Annotated in this window: 20 protein-coding genes; all 20 read right to left on the reverse strand. The window is 33.0% G+C overall.

Annotation, left to right across the window (positions count from 1 at the left end):
- Positions 1 to 21 precede the first annotated feature (21 nt).
- Positions 22 to 708 carry a zinc metallopeptidase gene (locus tag LQ679_RS00830; RefSeq protein ID WP_037588148.1) on the reverse strand — a complete coding sequence of 229 codons (687 nt, stop codon included), beginning with the start codon at positions 706 to 708 and terminating at the stop codon, positions 22 to 24.
- A gap of 53 nt (positions 709 to 761) precedes the next feature.
- On the reverse strand, positions 762 to 1,355 hold the full coding sequence (locus LQ679_RS00835; RefSeq protein WP_126477470.1) for a DUF1405 domain-containing protein: 594 nt from the start codon (positions 1,353 to 1,355) through the stop codon (positions 762 to 764).
- Positions 1,356 to 1,412: 57 nt separating this feature from the next.
- Positions 1,413 to 2,201, reverse strand: a complete 789-nt coding sequence (locus LQ679_RS00840) for a menaquinol-cytochrome c reductase cytochrome b/c subunit (protein WP_037588151.1) — start codon at positions 2,199 to 2,201, stop codon at positions 1,413 to 1,415.
- A 37-nt stretch (positions 2,202 to 2,238) separates the two neighbouring features.
- A complete protein-coding gene (qcrB, locus tag LQ679_RS00845; protein WP_016912349.1) occupies positions 2,239 to 2,913 on the reverse strand; it encodes a menaquinol-cytochrome c reductase cytochrome b subunit in 675 nt (224 codons plus the stop codon).
- A gap of 13 nt (positions 2,914 to 2,926) precedes the next feature.
- On the reverse strand, positions 2,927 to 3,430 hold the full coding sequence (locus LQ679_RS00850) for a Rieske (2Fe-2S) protein (protein ID WP_107577812.1): 504 nt from the start codon (positions 3,428 to 3,430) through the stop codon (positions 2,927 to 2,929).
- A 580-nt stretch (positions 3,431 to 4,010) separates the two neighbouring features.
- Positions 4,011 to 4,259: an IS3 family transposase gene (locus LQ679_RS14925; RefSeq protein WP_191835586.1), complete on the reverse strand. Its 249-nt coding sequence runs from the start codon at positions 4,257 to 4,259 to the stop codon at positions 4,011 to 4,013.
- 50 nt (positions 4,260 to 4,309) lie between these two features.
- Positions 4,310 to 4,645 carry a helix-turn-helix domain-containing protein gene (locus tag LQ679_RS00855; RefSeq protein ID WP_204170168.1) on the reverse strand — a complete coding sequence of 112 codons (336 nt, stop codon included), beginning with the start codon at positions 4,643 to 4,645 and terminating at the stop codon, positions 4,310 to 4,312.
- 264 nt (positions 4,646 to 4,909) lie between these two features.
- A complete protein-coding gene (locus LQ679_RS00860; protein WP_204258506.1) occupies positions 4,910 to 5,341 on the reverse strand; it encodes a DUF2487 family protein in 432 nt (143 codons plus the stop codon).
- The gene (locus LQ679_RS00865; protein WP_204258507.1) at positions 5,341 to 5,877 is read right to left on the reverse strand and encodes a YpiB family protein; all 537 of its coding nucleotides are present in this window, start codon (positions 5,875 to 5,877) and stop codon (positions 5,341 to 5,343) included. The genes LQ679_RS00860 and LQ679_RS00865 overlap by 1 nt, the downstream gene beginning before the upstream one ends.
- A gap of 12 nt (positions 5,878 to 5,889) precedes the next feature.
- Positions 5,890 to 7,128: a tetratricopeptide repeat protein gene (locus tag LQ679_RS00870; RefSeq protein ID WP_037588157.1), complete on the reverse strand. Its 1,239-nt coding sequence runs from the start codon at positions 7,126 to 7,128 to the stop codon at positions 5,890 to 5,892.
- Positions 7,129 to 7,143: 15 nt separating this feature from the next.
- A complete protein-coding gene (gene aroB / locus LQ679_RS00875) occupies positions 7,144 to 8,217 on the reverse strand; it encodes a 3-dehydroquinate synthase (protein ID WP_481817222.1) in 1,074 nt (357 codons plus the stop codon).
- Positions 8,218 to 8,225: 8 nt separating this feature from the next.
- The gene (gene aroC, locus LQ679_RS00880; protein ID WP_239761941.1) at positions 8,226 to 9,392 is read right to left on the reverse strand and encodes a chorismate synthase; all 1,167 of its coding nucleotides are present in this window, start codon (positions 9,390 to 9,392) and stop codon (positions 8,226 to 8,228) included.
- A gap of 679 nt (positions 9,393 to 10,071) precedes the next feature.
- Complete coding sequence (gene ndk, locus LQ679_RS00885; protein WP_037588159.1) at positions 10,072 to 10,524, reverse strand: nucleoside-diphosphate kinase; 453 nt, start codon at positions 10,522 to 10,524, stop codon at positions 10,072 to 10,074.
- A gap of 75 nt (positions 10,525 to 10,599) precedes the next feature.
- Entirely contained in the window at positions 10,600 to 11,562 is a 963-nt protein-coding gene (locus LQ679_RS00890; RefSeq protein ID WP_239761942.1) for a polyprenyl synthetase family protein, read from the reverse strand.
- 12 nt (positions 11,563 to 11,574) lie between these two features.
- A complete protein-coding gene (locus LQ679_RS00895) occupies positions 11,575 to 12,279 on the reverse strand; it encodes a demethylmenaquinone methyltransferase (RefSeq protein ID WP_191835592.1) in 705 nt (234 codons plus the stop codon).
- A gap of 40 nt (positions 12,280 to 12,319) precedes the next feature.
- The gene (locus tag LQ679_RS00900; RefSeq protein WP_025907097.1) at positions 12,320 to 12,790 is read right to left on the reverse strand and encodes a hypothetical protein; all 471 of its coding nucleotides are present in this window, start codon (positions 12,788 to 12,790) and stop codon (positions 12,320 to 12,322) included.
- A 131-nt stretch (positions 12,791 to 12,921) separates the two neighbouring features.
- On the reverse strand, positions 12,922 to 13,194 hold the full coding sequence (locus tag LQ679_RS00905) for an HU family DNA-binding protein (protein ID WP_016912122.1): 273 nt from the start codon (positions 13,192 to 13,194) through the stop codon (positions 12,922 to 12,924).
- 127 nt (positions 13,195 to 13,321) lie between these two features.
- Positions 13,322 to 14,047: a hypothetical protein gene (locus LQ679_RS00910; RefSeq protein ID WP_037588161.1), complete on the reverse strand. Its 726-nt coding sequence runs from the start codon at positions 14,045 to 14,047 to the stop codon at positions 13,322 to 13,324.
- On the reverse strand, positions 14,040 to 14,246 hold the full coding sequence (locus LQ679_RS00915; RefSeq protein ID WP_025907089.1) for a DUF2768 domain-containing protein: 207 nt from the start codon (positions 14,244 to 14,246) through the stop codon (positions 14,040 to 14,042). The genes LQ679_RS00910 and LQ679_RS00915 overlap by 8 nt, the downstream gene beginning before the upstream one ends.
- Before the next feature lie 17 nt (positions 14,247 to 14,263).
- Positions 14,264 to 15,268 carry an NAD(P)H-dependent glycerol-3-phosphate dehydrogenase gene (locus LQ679_RS00920; RefSeq protein WP_126477478.1) on the reverse strand — a complete coding sequence of 335 codons (1,005 nt, stop codon included), beginning with the start codon at positions 15,266 to 15,268 and terminating at the stop codon, positions 14,264 to 14,266.
- Between the last annotated feature and the right edge of the window lie 4 nt (positions 15,269 to 15,272).

Genomic DNA, 15,272 nt, shown 5'->3' on the forward strand with positions numbered 1-15,272 from the left:
ATTGGTATTAAAATGATTTCATTAATTATTACGTGCCATTAGAATAAATCTTGCTAATTCAGCTACGGCTACAGCTGTTGCTGCAACGTATGTCATAGCAGCTGCAGATAATACTTTTTTAGCATGTCTATATTCTTGTTGGTTAACGATATTTAATTTTTCAATTTGTCGCATTGCCCGTTTACTTGCATCGAATTCAACTGGTAATGTGATGATTGAGAATAATACAGCGAATGACATAAATACGATACCAACCCATAATAATGTTGTACCGAATGTACTACTCATTGCTGTTAATACGATACCAGCTAAAATGATAATGTATGATAACGAACTTCCTAAATTAGCAAGCGGTAAAAGCGCTGATCTAAATTTAAGGAATCCATATCCTTGAGCATGTTGAATAGCATGTCCTACTTCATGTGCTGCAATTGCTGTACCCGCAACACTTGGTTGTTGATAGTTTGCCGGTGATAATACAACACGTTTCTTAGTTGGATCAAAATGATCTGATAAGAATCCTTCACCTTGTAACACTTCTACATCATGAATTCCATTTGCAGCTAAAATTTCTTCTGCAACTTGTTTACCCGTCTTCCCACTTGTTGAACGTACTCTTGAGTATTTATTGTATGTTGATTTTACTCTAAATTGGAAGTACATAGGGACAATCATAATGATAATAAAATATATGATATATGAAAACAAATAACTTCCTCCTTTTTATCCCTGTTATTTATTATATTACGGAGTGACGGCTCTTACGTCAAATATTTTGAACGTAATTTGATGTTTTTTTGGAAATATAGTAATAACAGAAAAGCGATAACGCTTAGCCAAAAAGCAAAGTATCCTATATGTGACTCATACTGACTTAACATACTATATACGGGATATTGATGATACACATAATCAATAACATCATTGTGAAATACCCAAATCATTGTTACAACAATATGCCACTTTTTAATATTGAATAAAGGATAGAACATCAATGCTTGAATAGCCATAATGCCGTGTGAAGTCATCAGCATAATTGCCATTGGAACAAGTTGATCGTAATGAATCATTACAAATATATTCATAACAACCGCCCATACACCATATTTAATTAATGTAATAAATGCTAAACATTCAAACAATCCTAAATGTTTATTGAAAATGATTGCAGCTATCGCAATCACTAAGAATAATGTTGCTGTTGGACTGTCGGGTATAAATGGCCAAAAGTACCATTTGCTATCAAGTAATTGACTGCCATACCATATGTATCCATAAATGGTGCCGAGAAGATTTGCGATAAATAGCGTAATGAGAATAGATTTCTGCCCCATTACATATCTCCAAAATTCCATTTTATTACTCCTTTGAAAAGAGCCCAGGGCACGCATATGCCCCAGGCTCAAATTTAATTATTTTTTCAATTCTTTACCGTTTGCATCTGTTTCATGTAAATCTGCAACGTATTTAGCAACTTTGTCAATTTCATCTTTAGAAAGTGTGTCTTTGAAGCTAGGCATTTTACCTGCACCATTTTCTACGAATCCTTTAACGCCCTCTTTAGGTAATTTCGATTCAACTAAGTTTGGACCTTGTCCACCCGTTAACTCACCACCGTGACAACTTGTACAGTTTGACTTGATGATGTCTGTATAAACAGGGTCTGATTTGTCTAAGTTAGAGAAGACGATTTCACCTTGTTTAGCTTGTTGCTTCCAATCATGGTAATAACTTGATTCCCATGTTGTATAGAATAAAATTGCAATTGCGATTAACATAAATCCAGAAGCAAATGGTCTCTTTGTCCATTTACGTTCAGGGCCTCTATCTAACCAAGGCGCTAATAATAAAGCACCGAATGCGATACCTGGTAAGATAATTGCTCCGAATGTGTTATAAGGACCAGATGCGAATGAATATTTAAGTATTTGATATAAGAATAAGAAATACCAGTCTGGTAATGGTGTATAACCAGTATCAGATGGATCTGCCACACGTTCAAGTGGCGATGGATGAGCGACTGTTAAACATAAGTACGCGATTAAGAATACCGCACCAGTCATCCATTCTTTTAGTAGAAAGTCAGGCCAGAAACTTTCTGTACGACCTGGAAATTCTGAATAATCTCGATTTAATTTCGGTTTGTCGTATGACTTTATTCTTGAATCACCAACAAACTTCATCCCTTTACCGCGATGCATGTCGCATGACCTCCTTTTTCATTTATTCACGTTAATTTTATAGTGGACCTGAAATACCTTGTTTTCTGATCATTATAAAGTGTGCTGCTAATAACGCGAATAGTGCAGCTGGTAGGAAGAATACATGTATCGCAAAGAAACGAGTTAGAGTTTGTGCACCAACTATCTCTGCATCCCCTGCTAGTAATGTCTTAACCCACGGCCCAATGATAGGAACAGATTCTGCAATTTGTAAACCTACTTTTGTTGCGAATAGTGCTTTCATATCCCATGGTAATAAATAACCAGTAAAACTTAATCCAAGCATTACGAAGAATATTAATACACCGACAACCCAGTTTAATTCTCTAGGTTGTTTATAAGATCCTGTAAAGAATACACGAAGTGTATGTAAAAACATCATTACTACTACTAAACTTGCTCCCCAATGGTGCATACCACGTACGATAACACCAGCAGCTACATCGTGTTGTAGATAGTAAACTGATTTCCATGCATTAACGATATCTGGAACATAGTACATCGTTAAAAACATACCTGATAAAACTTGTATTACTGTAATGAAAAACGTTAGACCACCAAAACAATAAACGAAAGCTGAAAAGTGATAAGCAGGGTTAACATGCTCTGGCACCTCATGATCAGCAATATCTCGCCAAATTGGTGTAATATCAAGTCTGTCATCGACCCAATCATAGATTTTATCTATCATTGTTAATCCCTCCTTATTTAGCTAATTCGTTCTCGTGCTTTTTACCGATTTGAATAATGCCACCTTTAACTTTTACTTCGTATTGATCAAGTGGTGCTAATGGCGGCGTACCTGGAATATTCTTACCGTTCTTTTCATAACGACCGTTATGACATGGACAATAGAATTGATTAGGATTTGATTTATCGCCATTCCACTGTACTGTACATCCTAAATGTTTACAGACCGGTGATAATGCTACGATTTCATTTCCATCTTTGTACACCCAAGCAAATTCTGTAACTTCACTTGTGTACCAAGCATCTTCTTGCTCGAATTTAAAGTCCACTTTAATAGGCTCTTTACCAAGTTCTGACTCCTTTACGCCTGTAGCAATCATATCGCCTTGTGCATCAGCTTTGAATACAGGATCAAGCGCAAATCTACCCATAGGTAAAATCATACCAGCAGCCATAAATGACCCAACACCCATCAATGAATAGTTTAAAAATTGGCGTCGTGTGACACGTTGGCTCATTTAGATTCCCCCCTCTATTAATCGTTCTTTTATAACTAGGACAACTTAATTTTAGCCTATTATTTCAAGACGGTCAACGCTTTGTCACAATTTAAATGTTTATTTATTAACCTTTTATCTAGGAATTTTAAAAAAAATGAAAAGGCTTTATTATAAAGGCGAAAATATTGATAAAAAACTGTGAAAATAACCCTATTTTCCACATAGAAAGGACAATTGTATTTTGGAAATAAAAAAACCGCAACAAATCTTAACCCAATAAGATTGGCTGCGGTTGTTATGATGTGAAGTTATCTAGAAGTTGGTTATTATCGCACGAAGACTTTGAGATATCGTGCGCTAAGGTATAAAATCAGGGTGTAACGCACGAAGACTTTGAGATATCGTGCGCTAAGGTACAAAATCAGGGCGTATCGCACGAAGACTCCGAGATATCGTGCGCTAAGGTACAAAATCAAGGTGTATCGCACGAAGACTCCGAGATATCGTGCGCTAAGGTACAAAATCAGGGCGTATCGCACGAAGACTCTGAGATAATATTCATCTACCTACTATTTATTCCATGTTCTAATGATAAACTTCATAAATTGTTTGAGGCAATTAATCCATATTTTTTCATTATTCTATAGACACGTTTATGATTAACCTGGAATTTAGTATGTTCCCTCAAATACTTATGCATTCTTCTAGATCCATATTTCCCATCGTGTTCATGATAAATTTTGAATATCAAATCTTTTAATTCATTATTGAATCTCTCGGATTCTGATTCTTCTCTGTTTTTCCATTTATAATAACTTGCCCTTGATATTTCAAGAATGGTACACATTTGATTCGTCGGATATTTATCTATTAATGATTCAATTGTCTGATATGCTACTATTTGTCGGACTTTCGATTCATCAACTGCCTCTCTATTTCTTCCTGCTTTTTTAATACCTCATTCTCCATTTGAAGAATTTTATTTTTTTGTTCAAGTGCTTTTATTTTTAATTTGAGTTCTTCTTCAATAGTTAATGCTTCAACTGGTTTTCCTTTACCTCTACCATCTACTAAACCAATATCACCATGTTCTTCATACTTTTTCACCCAATTATAGACTTGTGAATAGCTAACTTGGTACTTTTCAGCTGTCTTATTAAAGTCTCTATTATTTTCAATACAATATTTAGCTATTTCTACTCTTTTTTCAAAAGATGTTTTTCTAGTATTCATAGTGTCTACCTCCAGATATGGAAAACAAGATTTATTTTCCTTTCTTACAGTATACTTTATCACTCAATTTTTTAAAGTATCGTGATGTGAAATGATTTATTAAGCCCCTACTTCTGAATAAATTTATTTAAAGTTATTGTAGATACCTTGATTAAGTTCGACAGGTAGTCTAGCTTTATACATAAAAATATCCCTATAGAGTTTTAGTTTTTAAATACTTACTCTATAGGGATAATACACTATAAGATAAAGTGCATCTACCTACTATTTATTCCATGTTCTAATGATAAACTTCATAAATTGTTTGACTTCGTCTTCGATGAGTGTGCGTTTCATATCATCGTCTAAGTCGCCCATTGGAATCGTGTTTACTTTATACAATTCGTGATCGACACTAAGTTCTACTTGATCACTGCTTAAAATAATTATATTGTTCAAGCCATACTCTTTTAAACTTTGTATAAAAGATATGACGTGATCGTATTGATTACCACTTGTAAAAAATGTTGGTGTAAGTAGTAATCTACCTTTAAATTGTTTTTCTGCTAACATGCCAACAAGTTGAACTGTTTCATTTTGGTCGCATGATGTTAATAATTGATGATTCATATCAATATTTGATACAGGAATGATGGCTGTATCGATATATTCTAAGTTGTTTTTTAATTCTTTTAAGTCAACATGATTAAATAACATTATCGATGTTCCTCCAACTCATTAATGAATTGTAATATTTTAGACATTTCTATAAACATGTCTTGATCATTATTATCTAAAGATTTATCTATTTCATTAGTGATGAGTTTACGCCAATGTCCTAGACCGTGTGTATTGTTATTATTTAAAGCACGAATATCTTTGTCATCTCCATAATAATCAACAAGCATTTGTAACAACAGCAACTTATTCAGTCGATCATCATTTTTGTTCAAATATAAAAGTACATTTAAATGTGTATTATCTAGACGTATATCGTGGAAGATTTGTCGACCATCTTCTATACAGAATCGATCTTTACAATAAAGTAAAGGCAGTTGTTTAGATTGCTCGGTACTAATGGACAGTATGCGTTCATCTGAAAATTCATTGACGAATGAAATGTTAGATAAATATTTAGGGCTACTTTTTAATAAATTTAATATCCATACACTTTCAGCAATTTTAAAATCGTATTGATATAGAATATATTCAATAAATCGCTGTTTTTCATAGTTTAACCATGTATGATTCATAATTAACCCTACTTATAATAATCTTTCGTATTCTTGGTCCCAATATGGATTTTCAGGATCAAGTTTGCGAACAGATTCTAATATATTTTTAGCGTTATCGACATGACCGATTTCAATTAAGTAATGGTAATAGTCATTTAAGAAATCAATATTTTGTGTTAAATCTGGATATGCTAATTCATAGAAGTGTTGAGCTTCTTTATCTCTTTCTTCTTCACCGAATGCATATGCAACGTGCCAAGCTACTACAGGGTCTATATCTTCATGATCAACATACGTTAATAAATTAATAAGACCTGTTATATTATCTTTTTCGCGATAATAATCAGCAAGTATAATGGCAGCTTCTGTATATGAAGGGTCAACTGTTAAAGCATCTTGTAACAGAATTGCACCATGCTCATCATTTGTTGTTAACATCAGTCTAGCAGTATCTGTCATAAGTTCTTTATAATATGCGTTTAAGCGAAGCCCTTCTTTACCAATTTCAATTGCTTTTTCATAATCTTTTTCTGATTCATAAATTTGCAATAAGTAATGGTAAGCTTGCATAAAGTCTGGGTCTTTTTGTAATAACTTTTCAAGTTGCTTAATTGCTTCTCTTGTTAAGTCATTTTTTTGGTAACTAATTGCTTGTTTGAAATAATCTTCAGCTGTCATATCCATTTCAGATACATTTTCATAATATTTGATTGCTTCTTCGTATGCACCACTTTGTAAACTTGCGTCTGCCATTCGTGCATAAATCGAAATACCATTAATAATATCTTCACCAGTTTGCGTGATTGTTTCATAGTTAGAAATCGCTTTTAAATATTGACCATCGTAATAGTACATTTCAGCTAAAGCGAATGTAATCACAATATCATCTGGTTCCATTTCTTTTGCTTCAAGTAATTTCTCTATACCTACTTCAAATAAGCCTTGTTGTTGGTATAAATCAGCCTCAAGCATCAATTTCTCTGTAGAATGTGGGCTGTTATACAATACTTCATGCGCTTTATCTAAGTCGTTTTGGTCAATTAGCCCTTCTATATAATAAACAAGCAATTCATTTTCATCAGGATAAAGTAAATAAAGTTCTTCGAATATTTTAACGCCTTGATCGACAATACCGTATTTATACAATGTTTCACCTAACATAAATAATGCGTCGTGGTCGTCAGATTGTAGAACTCTGTTTACTTTCTCATCTAAATGTTCGATATTCTTCATGTGAATATCGTCAATTACTTTATATACATCTTCCATGTTAAAGGACTCCTTCTATTCATTTATTAGAGATTTAAGTTCTTTAAATGCATCTAATACTTCTTCTTTAGAAACGGATTCAATTGTAAATGAAGCTTCACCATTTTGTAAAACCATTTGAATCGTTTGTCCAATATTCTTTTTGTCTTTTTTCATATATTCAAAAATTTGTTCAATATCAGCATGATTTAAGACGTTTAATGGGTAGCCTAATTCTTTTAAATAATTAATGAACAGATGCACACTTGATGTGTTATCGTACATATTTCTATTTTTATTTATCACTTTCTGGAAAAGAATACCGACCATCACAGCTTCACCATGAGCAATTTTTGTTAAGTATTCTAGACCGTGTCCAAAAGTGTGTCCTAAATTTAAATGTTTACGTACGCCACCTTCAAATTCATCTTCAATCACAATTTTTAATTTAGTTTCAATGCCCATTTTTAAATAATCTTCTATATTTTTCAATTGCGCTAATTCTTTTATAGAAGGATAAACATCCATTAAATGAAGCGTATCAGCTTCACTATTTAATATGGCATGTTTAAATATTTCGCCATAACCACTACGTATTTCAATATGTGGCAATGTTTCTAGGAAATTTATATCATATATAACAGCGCGTGGTCTATGAAATGCACCGATTAAATTTTTACCGACCGATGCATTAATGCCCACTTTTCCACCGATTGCTGAATCGTGTGCCAAAAGTGTTGTAGGAACTTGTATAAAATCAATACCACGTAACAAAGTTGCAGCTAGAAAACCAACAAAGTCTCCAGTTGCGCCGCCACCGATAGCGATGAGTTGAGATTGTCTTGTGATATTCATTGATAATAGCTTTTCGCTGAGCGATTCAAAATATGACATTTGCTTACAAGCTTCACCACTCATAACTGTTAAAAATTTAATATCTTGGCCTTTAAGATGCGACTTAATATAGTCTTTATGAAATCTATAAACATCTTGGTCAATTAATACAATATTTTGTTCATCTGCTTTAAGATATTGATTAAGTTCAGCTAGTGCGTTCTGCTTTAATATTATCGGATAGTTGTTGTTAGTATATGTTGTTTCAAAAATCATTTCATCACCTAGAAGTTTAAGTTCCAATTACGATGATTCTTAATAGCTTCTTGTAATTGGTCAATATGATTAGATTGGTATTCTTCAGTTAAAGCTTTTGCAACTTCAAATGCGATAACATTTTCACAAACAACACTTGCAGCAGGAACAGCACAACTATCTGATCTTTCAATTGTCGCCTTAAAGCTATCTTTAGAATCGATATCTACAGAGTTTAATGGTTTATATAATGTTGGTATTGGTTTCATAACACCATTGATGACGATTGGCATGCCATTTGACATACCGCCTTCAAGTCCACCTAAGTGATTTGATAAACGATGGTAGCCGATTTCGCTATCGTAAGCAATCTCGTCTTGTATTTCACTACCTGGCTTTTCAGCAGCTTTAAAGCCTTCACCGAAACTAACACCTTTAAATGCGTTAATACTTACGACTGCTTGTGCTAAACGACCATCAAGTTTACGGTCATAATGAACATAACTTCCAATTCCAGCAGGCATATTTTCAACGACTACTTCTACGATACCACCGATTGAATCACCATCTTTTTTAGCTTCATCAATACGATTTCTCATTTTTTCAGCTACGTCATCATTAATACAACGTACATCATTATGGTCAATATTTTGTTTGACTTCTTCAAGTGTGTATTCATAATCGTCTTTAACGCCACCGATTTCAATAACTCTTGAATAAATTTCAATATCTAAAGATTTTAATAAAATTTTAGAAACTGCACCAACAGCAACTCTTGCAGCTGTTTCACGTGCAGAAGAACGTTCAAGTACATTTCTTAAATCTCTATGATTATATTTCATACCACCAACAAGATCGGCATGGCCAGGTCTCGGTTTAGTGATAACTCTTTTCATATTTTCTAATTCTTCTTCAGTTAATGGGTCAGCGCCCATAATTTTTCTCCAATGTTTAAAATCATCATTCTTAACGATGAGTGTAATAGGGCTACCTAATGTATAACCATGTCTCACACCTGAAACGATTTCTACAGAATCTTTTTCAATTTGCATACGACGACCGCGTCCATATCCACCTTGACGTTTAAACATTTCTTCATTAATCTCGTTTACGTCAATTTTCAAGTTTGCTGGTACACCTTCTATAATGACAGTTAGTTGTGGTCCATGTGATTCACCAGATGTTAAGTAACGCATATTATCTCTCCCTACTGTTAATTAAATATAAAATTAATCATATCATATTTAGCGCGTTAAATTAACAAAAACAGACGAATAGTTTAACAAAGTTTTAGATTTTTTTGATTTTAAATAAGTGTGAATTATATGTTGTTCAGAGCATGTCGGTTGTGAGGTGGAAATACTGGTGTTGTTATAAGTTTGTTGGTAATACTGGGTTCGTTATTAGCAAGTTTGGCAAGAAGTGCAAATACTGGGGTTGTTATTAGCAAGTTTGGTGAGAAGTGCAAATACTGGGTGCGTTATTAGCAAGTTTGGTGAGAAGTGCAAATACTGATGCCGTTATTAGCAGATTTGGTGAGAAGTGCAAATAAGGAGACCAGTAATTACAATTCTCAGTAGTTTTGTAATTAAGGTGGTCCATAGTAACACTTCGGCCGAGTTTTGTAACTAAGGATATCCATAGTAACACTTCGGCTGAGTTTTGTAATTAAGGAGGTCTATAGTAACACTTCGGCCAAGTTTTGTAACTAACGCCCTCGTTATGAACAAGTTTAGCCAGAAGTGTTCACAACGCCCGCGAATTTCACTCAATGCCCCGAGAATACCCGTAAACACTCACGGCGTCACCCCACTTCCGCCTCTTAACAAAAAAAGTAGTTCAACAATTTCTTGTTGAACTACTCCACTATTGTATTTATTTTTCGTAAACCCAATTTTCATTGTTTAATTTATAATCATTTAGTTCTGATTGATTAAACCAGAGACCAATTTCACGTTCTGCTGATTCGTTTGAATCTGATCCATGAATAATGTTTCTGCCTAAGTCGATACCATAATCCCCTCTTATCGTACCTGGCGCTGCTTTAGTAGGGTTTGTTTCACCAACAAGTGTTCTTGTTACTTCTACTACATTCTTACCTTCTACTACCATTGCAAATACTGGTCCTGATGTAATAAAGCTTACTAAATCGTTGAAGAAAGGTTTCTCAACGTGTTCAGCATAATGTTCTTTAGCTAATTCTTCACTAGCTTGGAATAATTTAGCTGCAACTAATTTTAAGCCTTTTCTTTCTAATCGTGAAACGACTTCACCGATTAAGTTTCTTTGTACTGCATCAGGTTTAATCATTAAAAAAGTTCTTTCCATTGCGTAATCCCTACCTTTGTTTTATGTAAATCCAAGATAAGTTTATCATTGACTACGCATACTTGCAAGCGCTTTCTAATGGTTTCTATCTCTTATTTTCACAATTATTTCCAATAGCATTTTTTTCCCTGATTCATTATTTAATGTATCAATTAAATTTTCTGCTTTTTGTAAATAATGGTTACTCACTTCTTTAGATTTTTGTAATTCTGGTGATTTGATAATTTCTTGAACTAATCCGTCAAAGACCTCTGAAGGACTATCTGGTTGTAGTTCATTAATGCTTGCTTTAAAATCTTTAGAATTTTTCATTCTTAATAAGACTGGTAAAGTTAAATGTCCATTTCTTAAATCAGATCCAACTGGTTTACCGAGTTTCTTTTCAGTACTTGTAAAATCTAAGATGTCATCTACTATTTGATAACTCATACCAATGTAATATCCAATTTTAGTTAACTTCTTCACAGTTTCATCATCTGCACGTGAAGCGTACGCACCTAATTCTGTAGATAATGAAATAAGCAATGCGGTCTTACGTTTAATTCTGCGTAGATAATTTGTTATCGATTGATTTGAAACGAATTGATCTTCAAATTGGAATAGTTCACCACGACATACTTCGATTATTCCATTTGCTAATTGTTCATGAAGCTTAGGATGTTCTATTTGGCTTACTGCATTTAAAGATTGTGATAATAAATAGTTACCCGTAATAACTGCAGTTTGCACATCCCACTTCTTTGCTATAGTTGGCTTACCTCTTCTTTTGTCACTTTTATCAATGACATCATCATGAACTAAACTGGCCATATGTATAAGTTCTAATGTAGTTGCTACAGTGATTACATCTCTTGAATAATGCTCGCCAAATTGACTTGCAATTAAAGTGAATAATGGTCGTATACGTTTACCACCAGAAGTTAATAAATATTGGCAAGCTTCGTTGATAGTGTTTTGATCACTATTTATATAACTATTCAATTGTTTTTCTATTTCTTTTACTTCTTTATTTATATGAATTTTAGTTTTGTCATACATGTAATCACCTTGTTATTTAGGTTTGTAAGCTAAATGCATTGCTGAAACGCCGCCAGTGAAGCTTTTCACTTTAATTCTTTCGTAACCAACATCAGCAAACATTTCTGCTAATTCTTTTTTGCCAGGGAAGTTTCCGGCAGATTCTTGTAACCAGTTGTATTCTTTTAAAGATTTCGCAAAAATTTTACCGAATAGTGGCATGATATTTTTGAAATAGAATCTATATAATTGTTTGAATACTGGCATTGTCGGTTGACTTGTTTCTAAACATACAACCATACCGCCTGGTTTAACGACTCTTTTAAGTTCGCTTAAGACATGTTTATAATCGGGTACGTTTCGTAAGCCGAATCCGATTGTTACATAATCAAATTCATTATCTTCGAATGGTAAGTTCATAGCATCCCCATGAATTAAATGAATATTGGCCATGTTATCTGTCTTTTTCTTACCGACTTCTAGCATATTCTCACTAAAGTCGATACCAACTACTTCACCATATGGTCCCACAGCGTGACTTAATTGAATTGTCCAATCTGCAGTTCCACAGCAAACATCTAAAGCTTTAGAACCTGGTTTAACATTCATTTGTTTCATTGTATATTTACGCCATCTTTTATGTTGCTCGAAGCTAATGATATTATTTAATGTATCATATTTACCTGATATATTTTGGAAAACTTCATGTACGTGTTCTGATTTCGATTTATTATCCACTAGTTATTCATTCCTTTAAGTTTAAAAATGTAGTTATTCATTAATAATAATATGCATAAATTTGATCTTTCAAAGTTTCTTTATCCATATTAATTTTGTAGTAATCAATCACTGTTGTAATAAAGATTGATTCTATTTCTTTTATAATAGCTGTATCTTGATTTATTTTATCATGAGCCAACGTTTGTTTTAATTCATTTTGTTTACTAATTGCTTGAGTCATAATATCTAAAAATACGAGGTCTTTATTTAATGTAGCACATTTATAAAAATATGCACTAACAAGATCTCCTATTAAGATATCTTGATTAGAAACATTTGGCTCACCTATTCTATTTAAAAAGCGCATTGAGGCATCAATAGATAATGTAGCTAACTTAGCATTAGTATCGATGTTCATTTCATCTAATACGTCAGCTATGATTGGATTAACTACAGGTACATTACTATTCTCTACACCTTTTAACAAATTAGAAATATCTTTTTTATAAATTTTTTCAATTTTATCCATCTTATCACCTCAACAATATCACCTATATATCTTAACACTAAGTTAAATGAATTGAAAATGCATATATTCATTTCATATAAAGAAATAAGACAAATAAAAAAAGCCCTTAAAAAGGGCTTTGATACAATCAATTATTTAACTGCATCTTTTAATGCTTTACCTGCTTTAAAAGCTGGAACTTTGCTTGCAGGGATATCAATTTCTTTACCAGTTTGTGGGTTACGTCCTTTACGAGCAGCTCTTTCGCGTACTTCAAAGTTACCGAAACCAATTAATTGTACTTTTTCACCGTCAGATAAAGATTTTTGAATTGATTCGAACACTGCATCTACAGCAAGACCAGCTTCTTTTTTAGTTAAATTAGCTTTTTCACTTACTGAGTTGATTAATTCTGTTTTGTTCATTTCAATTTCACCTCCCAAAAGGTTATCTAATGATATGTATAAATACCATTATGATAAGACTTTAACACAACAACCAGTGCCACTGCAACGATTTACAAGCTATAAATGCATAATTTCTATATTTTTATTAATATTTTTTCACTTTTGATTTAAAAACAGGCTCATTTTTACTATTTATTGTAAATTCAGGCGAATATGCCGGTAATATCGGTGAATCTTTGTATAATAAATATCGAATATCTTCACCTGGTTTAGGAAGTGATTTTTCTTTTTTAATTGCTTTTGCTAAATCTAATCTATAATCAATAACAAAATCATTTCCGCCATTCATATAGACAGGTAATCTTTCATTACTATATGGACTTGGAACAGTCGGCTGTTTCTTGAAACCATACTTTTTGTATTCAAGTTCATATACATTAGGTGCAACTTTTTTACCTAATTGCAATGGTTTACCTGATGCATCTATTCGAATTCGTATATCTTTTAAAACTTCTGATGTCCTTAAATCGATTAAATGCACTTTAGGGTCTTTGTCGACATCCATGATTACATATTGATAAATACCGCCGTTCTCAAATGAATTACCTGGTAATTGTGATAAGAACTTCGGCTTTAATTTATTAAAGTCAACTGGGTGTTTTAAGTATAATGAATAACTATCATCTCTATCTTTGATAGGTAATAATCCACCACTTGCCTTTTTATATTCATCTACTGCTGTTTGAACCATACTTAATTGGTCTTTCGCTGGCACTTGGTTTTCTGCTTTCTCTTTATTAGGAAAAGCGCATGCTGACAAAATTAAAGTACTCAATATTAATAAGATCGATATTTTTTTGTAATTATGCATGGCTCGATCCACCTAATACAACAATCATAAATATACCAGCAATAATAAGAGAAATGACTGCTAAAAACATTGTTATACTACTGATGATTTTATTTTTTAATTTAAATCTTGATAAATATACGAGTATAATTGCCAAAATCATAAAACCAATAGAATAAAATGACACCCACATTAAATCCATTCTTGATATATCAAACATTTAAATACCCCTCTTGCTTAAATATTCTCTGACTTTTTGTCACGTTCCATAAGATCTTTAACACCTTCAGAAACTGGATAATCTTCGAATAACACTTTATACAAACCTGATGTTATTGGCATTTCAACATCATATTCTTTTGCTAAGTTGTAAGCAGCTTCTGTTGTTCTTACACCTTCGACGACCATATTCATTTCTTCTAATGCTTCGTCTAATGTAGCCCCTTTACCAAGCATATTTCCGCATTTCCAGTTTCGTGAATGTACAGATGTACAAGTAACGATTAAATCACCGATACCACCAAGTCCTAAGAATGTCATAGGGTCAGCGCCCATTTTAACACCTAAACGTGTAATTTCAGCTAAACCTCTCGTCATAAGTGCTGCTTTAGCGTTGTCACCATATCCAATTCCGTCAGTAATGCCTGCAGCAAGTGCAATGATATTTTTTAACGCGCCACCTATTTCAATACCGACAAGATCATTGTTCGTATATACACGGAAGTAATCCGTCATAAATAAATCTTGAGCTAAACGAGCAACTTCTTCGTTTTCTGATGATACTGAAACTGTAGTTGGATGTTTTATCGCAACTTCTTCTGCATGACTTGGTCCTGATAATACAGCAATACCGCCATTTATTTTGCTGTCGATTGATTCATCAATCATTTCAGAAATACGTTTAAAAGTGCCAGGTTCGATACCTTTAGACACATGGATGAATACTTTTTTACCATAAGCGATTTCATTAATATTTTCACATACTTCGCGAATGGCTTTTGTAGGAACAGCAATAATAAAGATAGATGCATGATGGACAGCATCCTTTAAATCAGTTGTTGCTTTAATATTTTTATTTAAAATATTTTCATTTAAATACTTTGTATTCTTATGTTCTTTGTTGATTTCGTTAATTGTTGTTTCAGTCTTACCCCACATTAATACATTATGTTGGTTGTCTGCTAATACATTTGCTAAAGCAGTTCCCCAACTACCTGTACCAAACACAGTTATATTTGTCATAGTT

It is taken from the genome of Mammaliicoccus sp. I-M35 (assembly GCF_022386455.1).
GTDB classification, from domain to species: Bacteria; Bacillota; Bacilli; order Staphylococcales; family Staphylococcaceae; genus Mammaliicoccus; species Mammaliicoccus sciuri_A.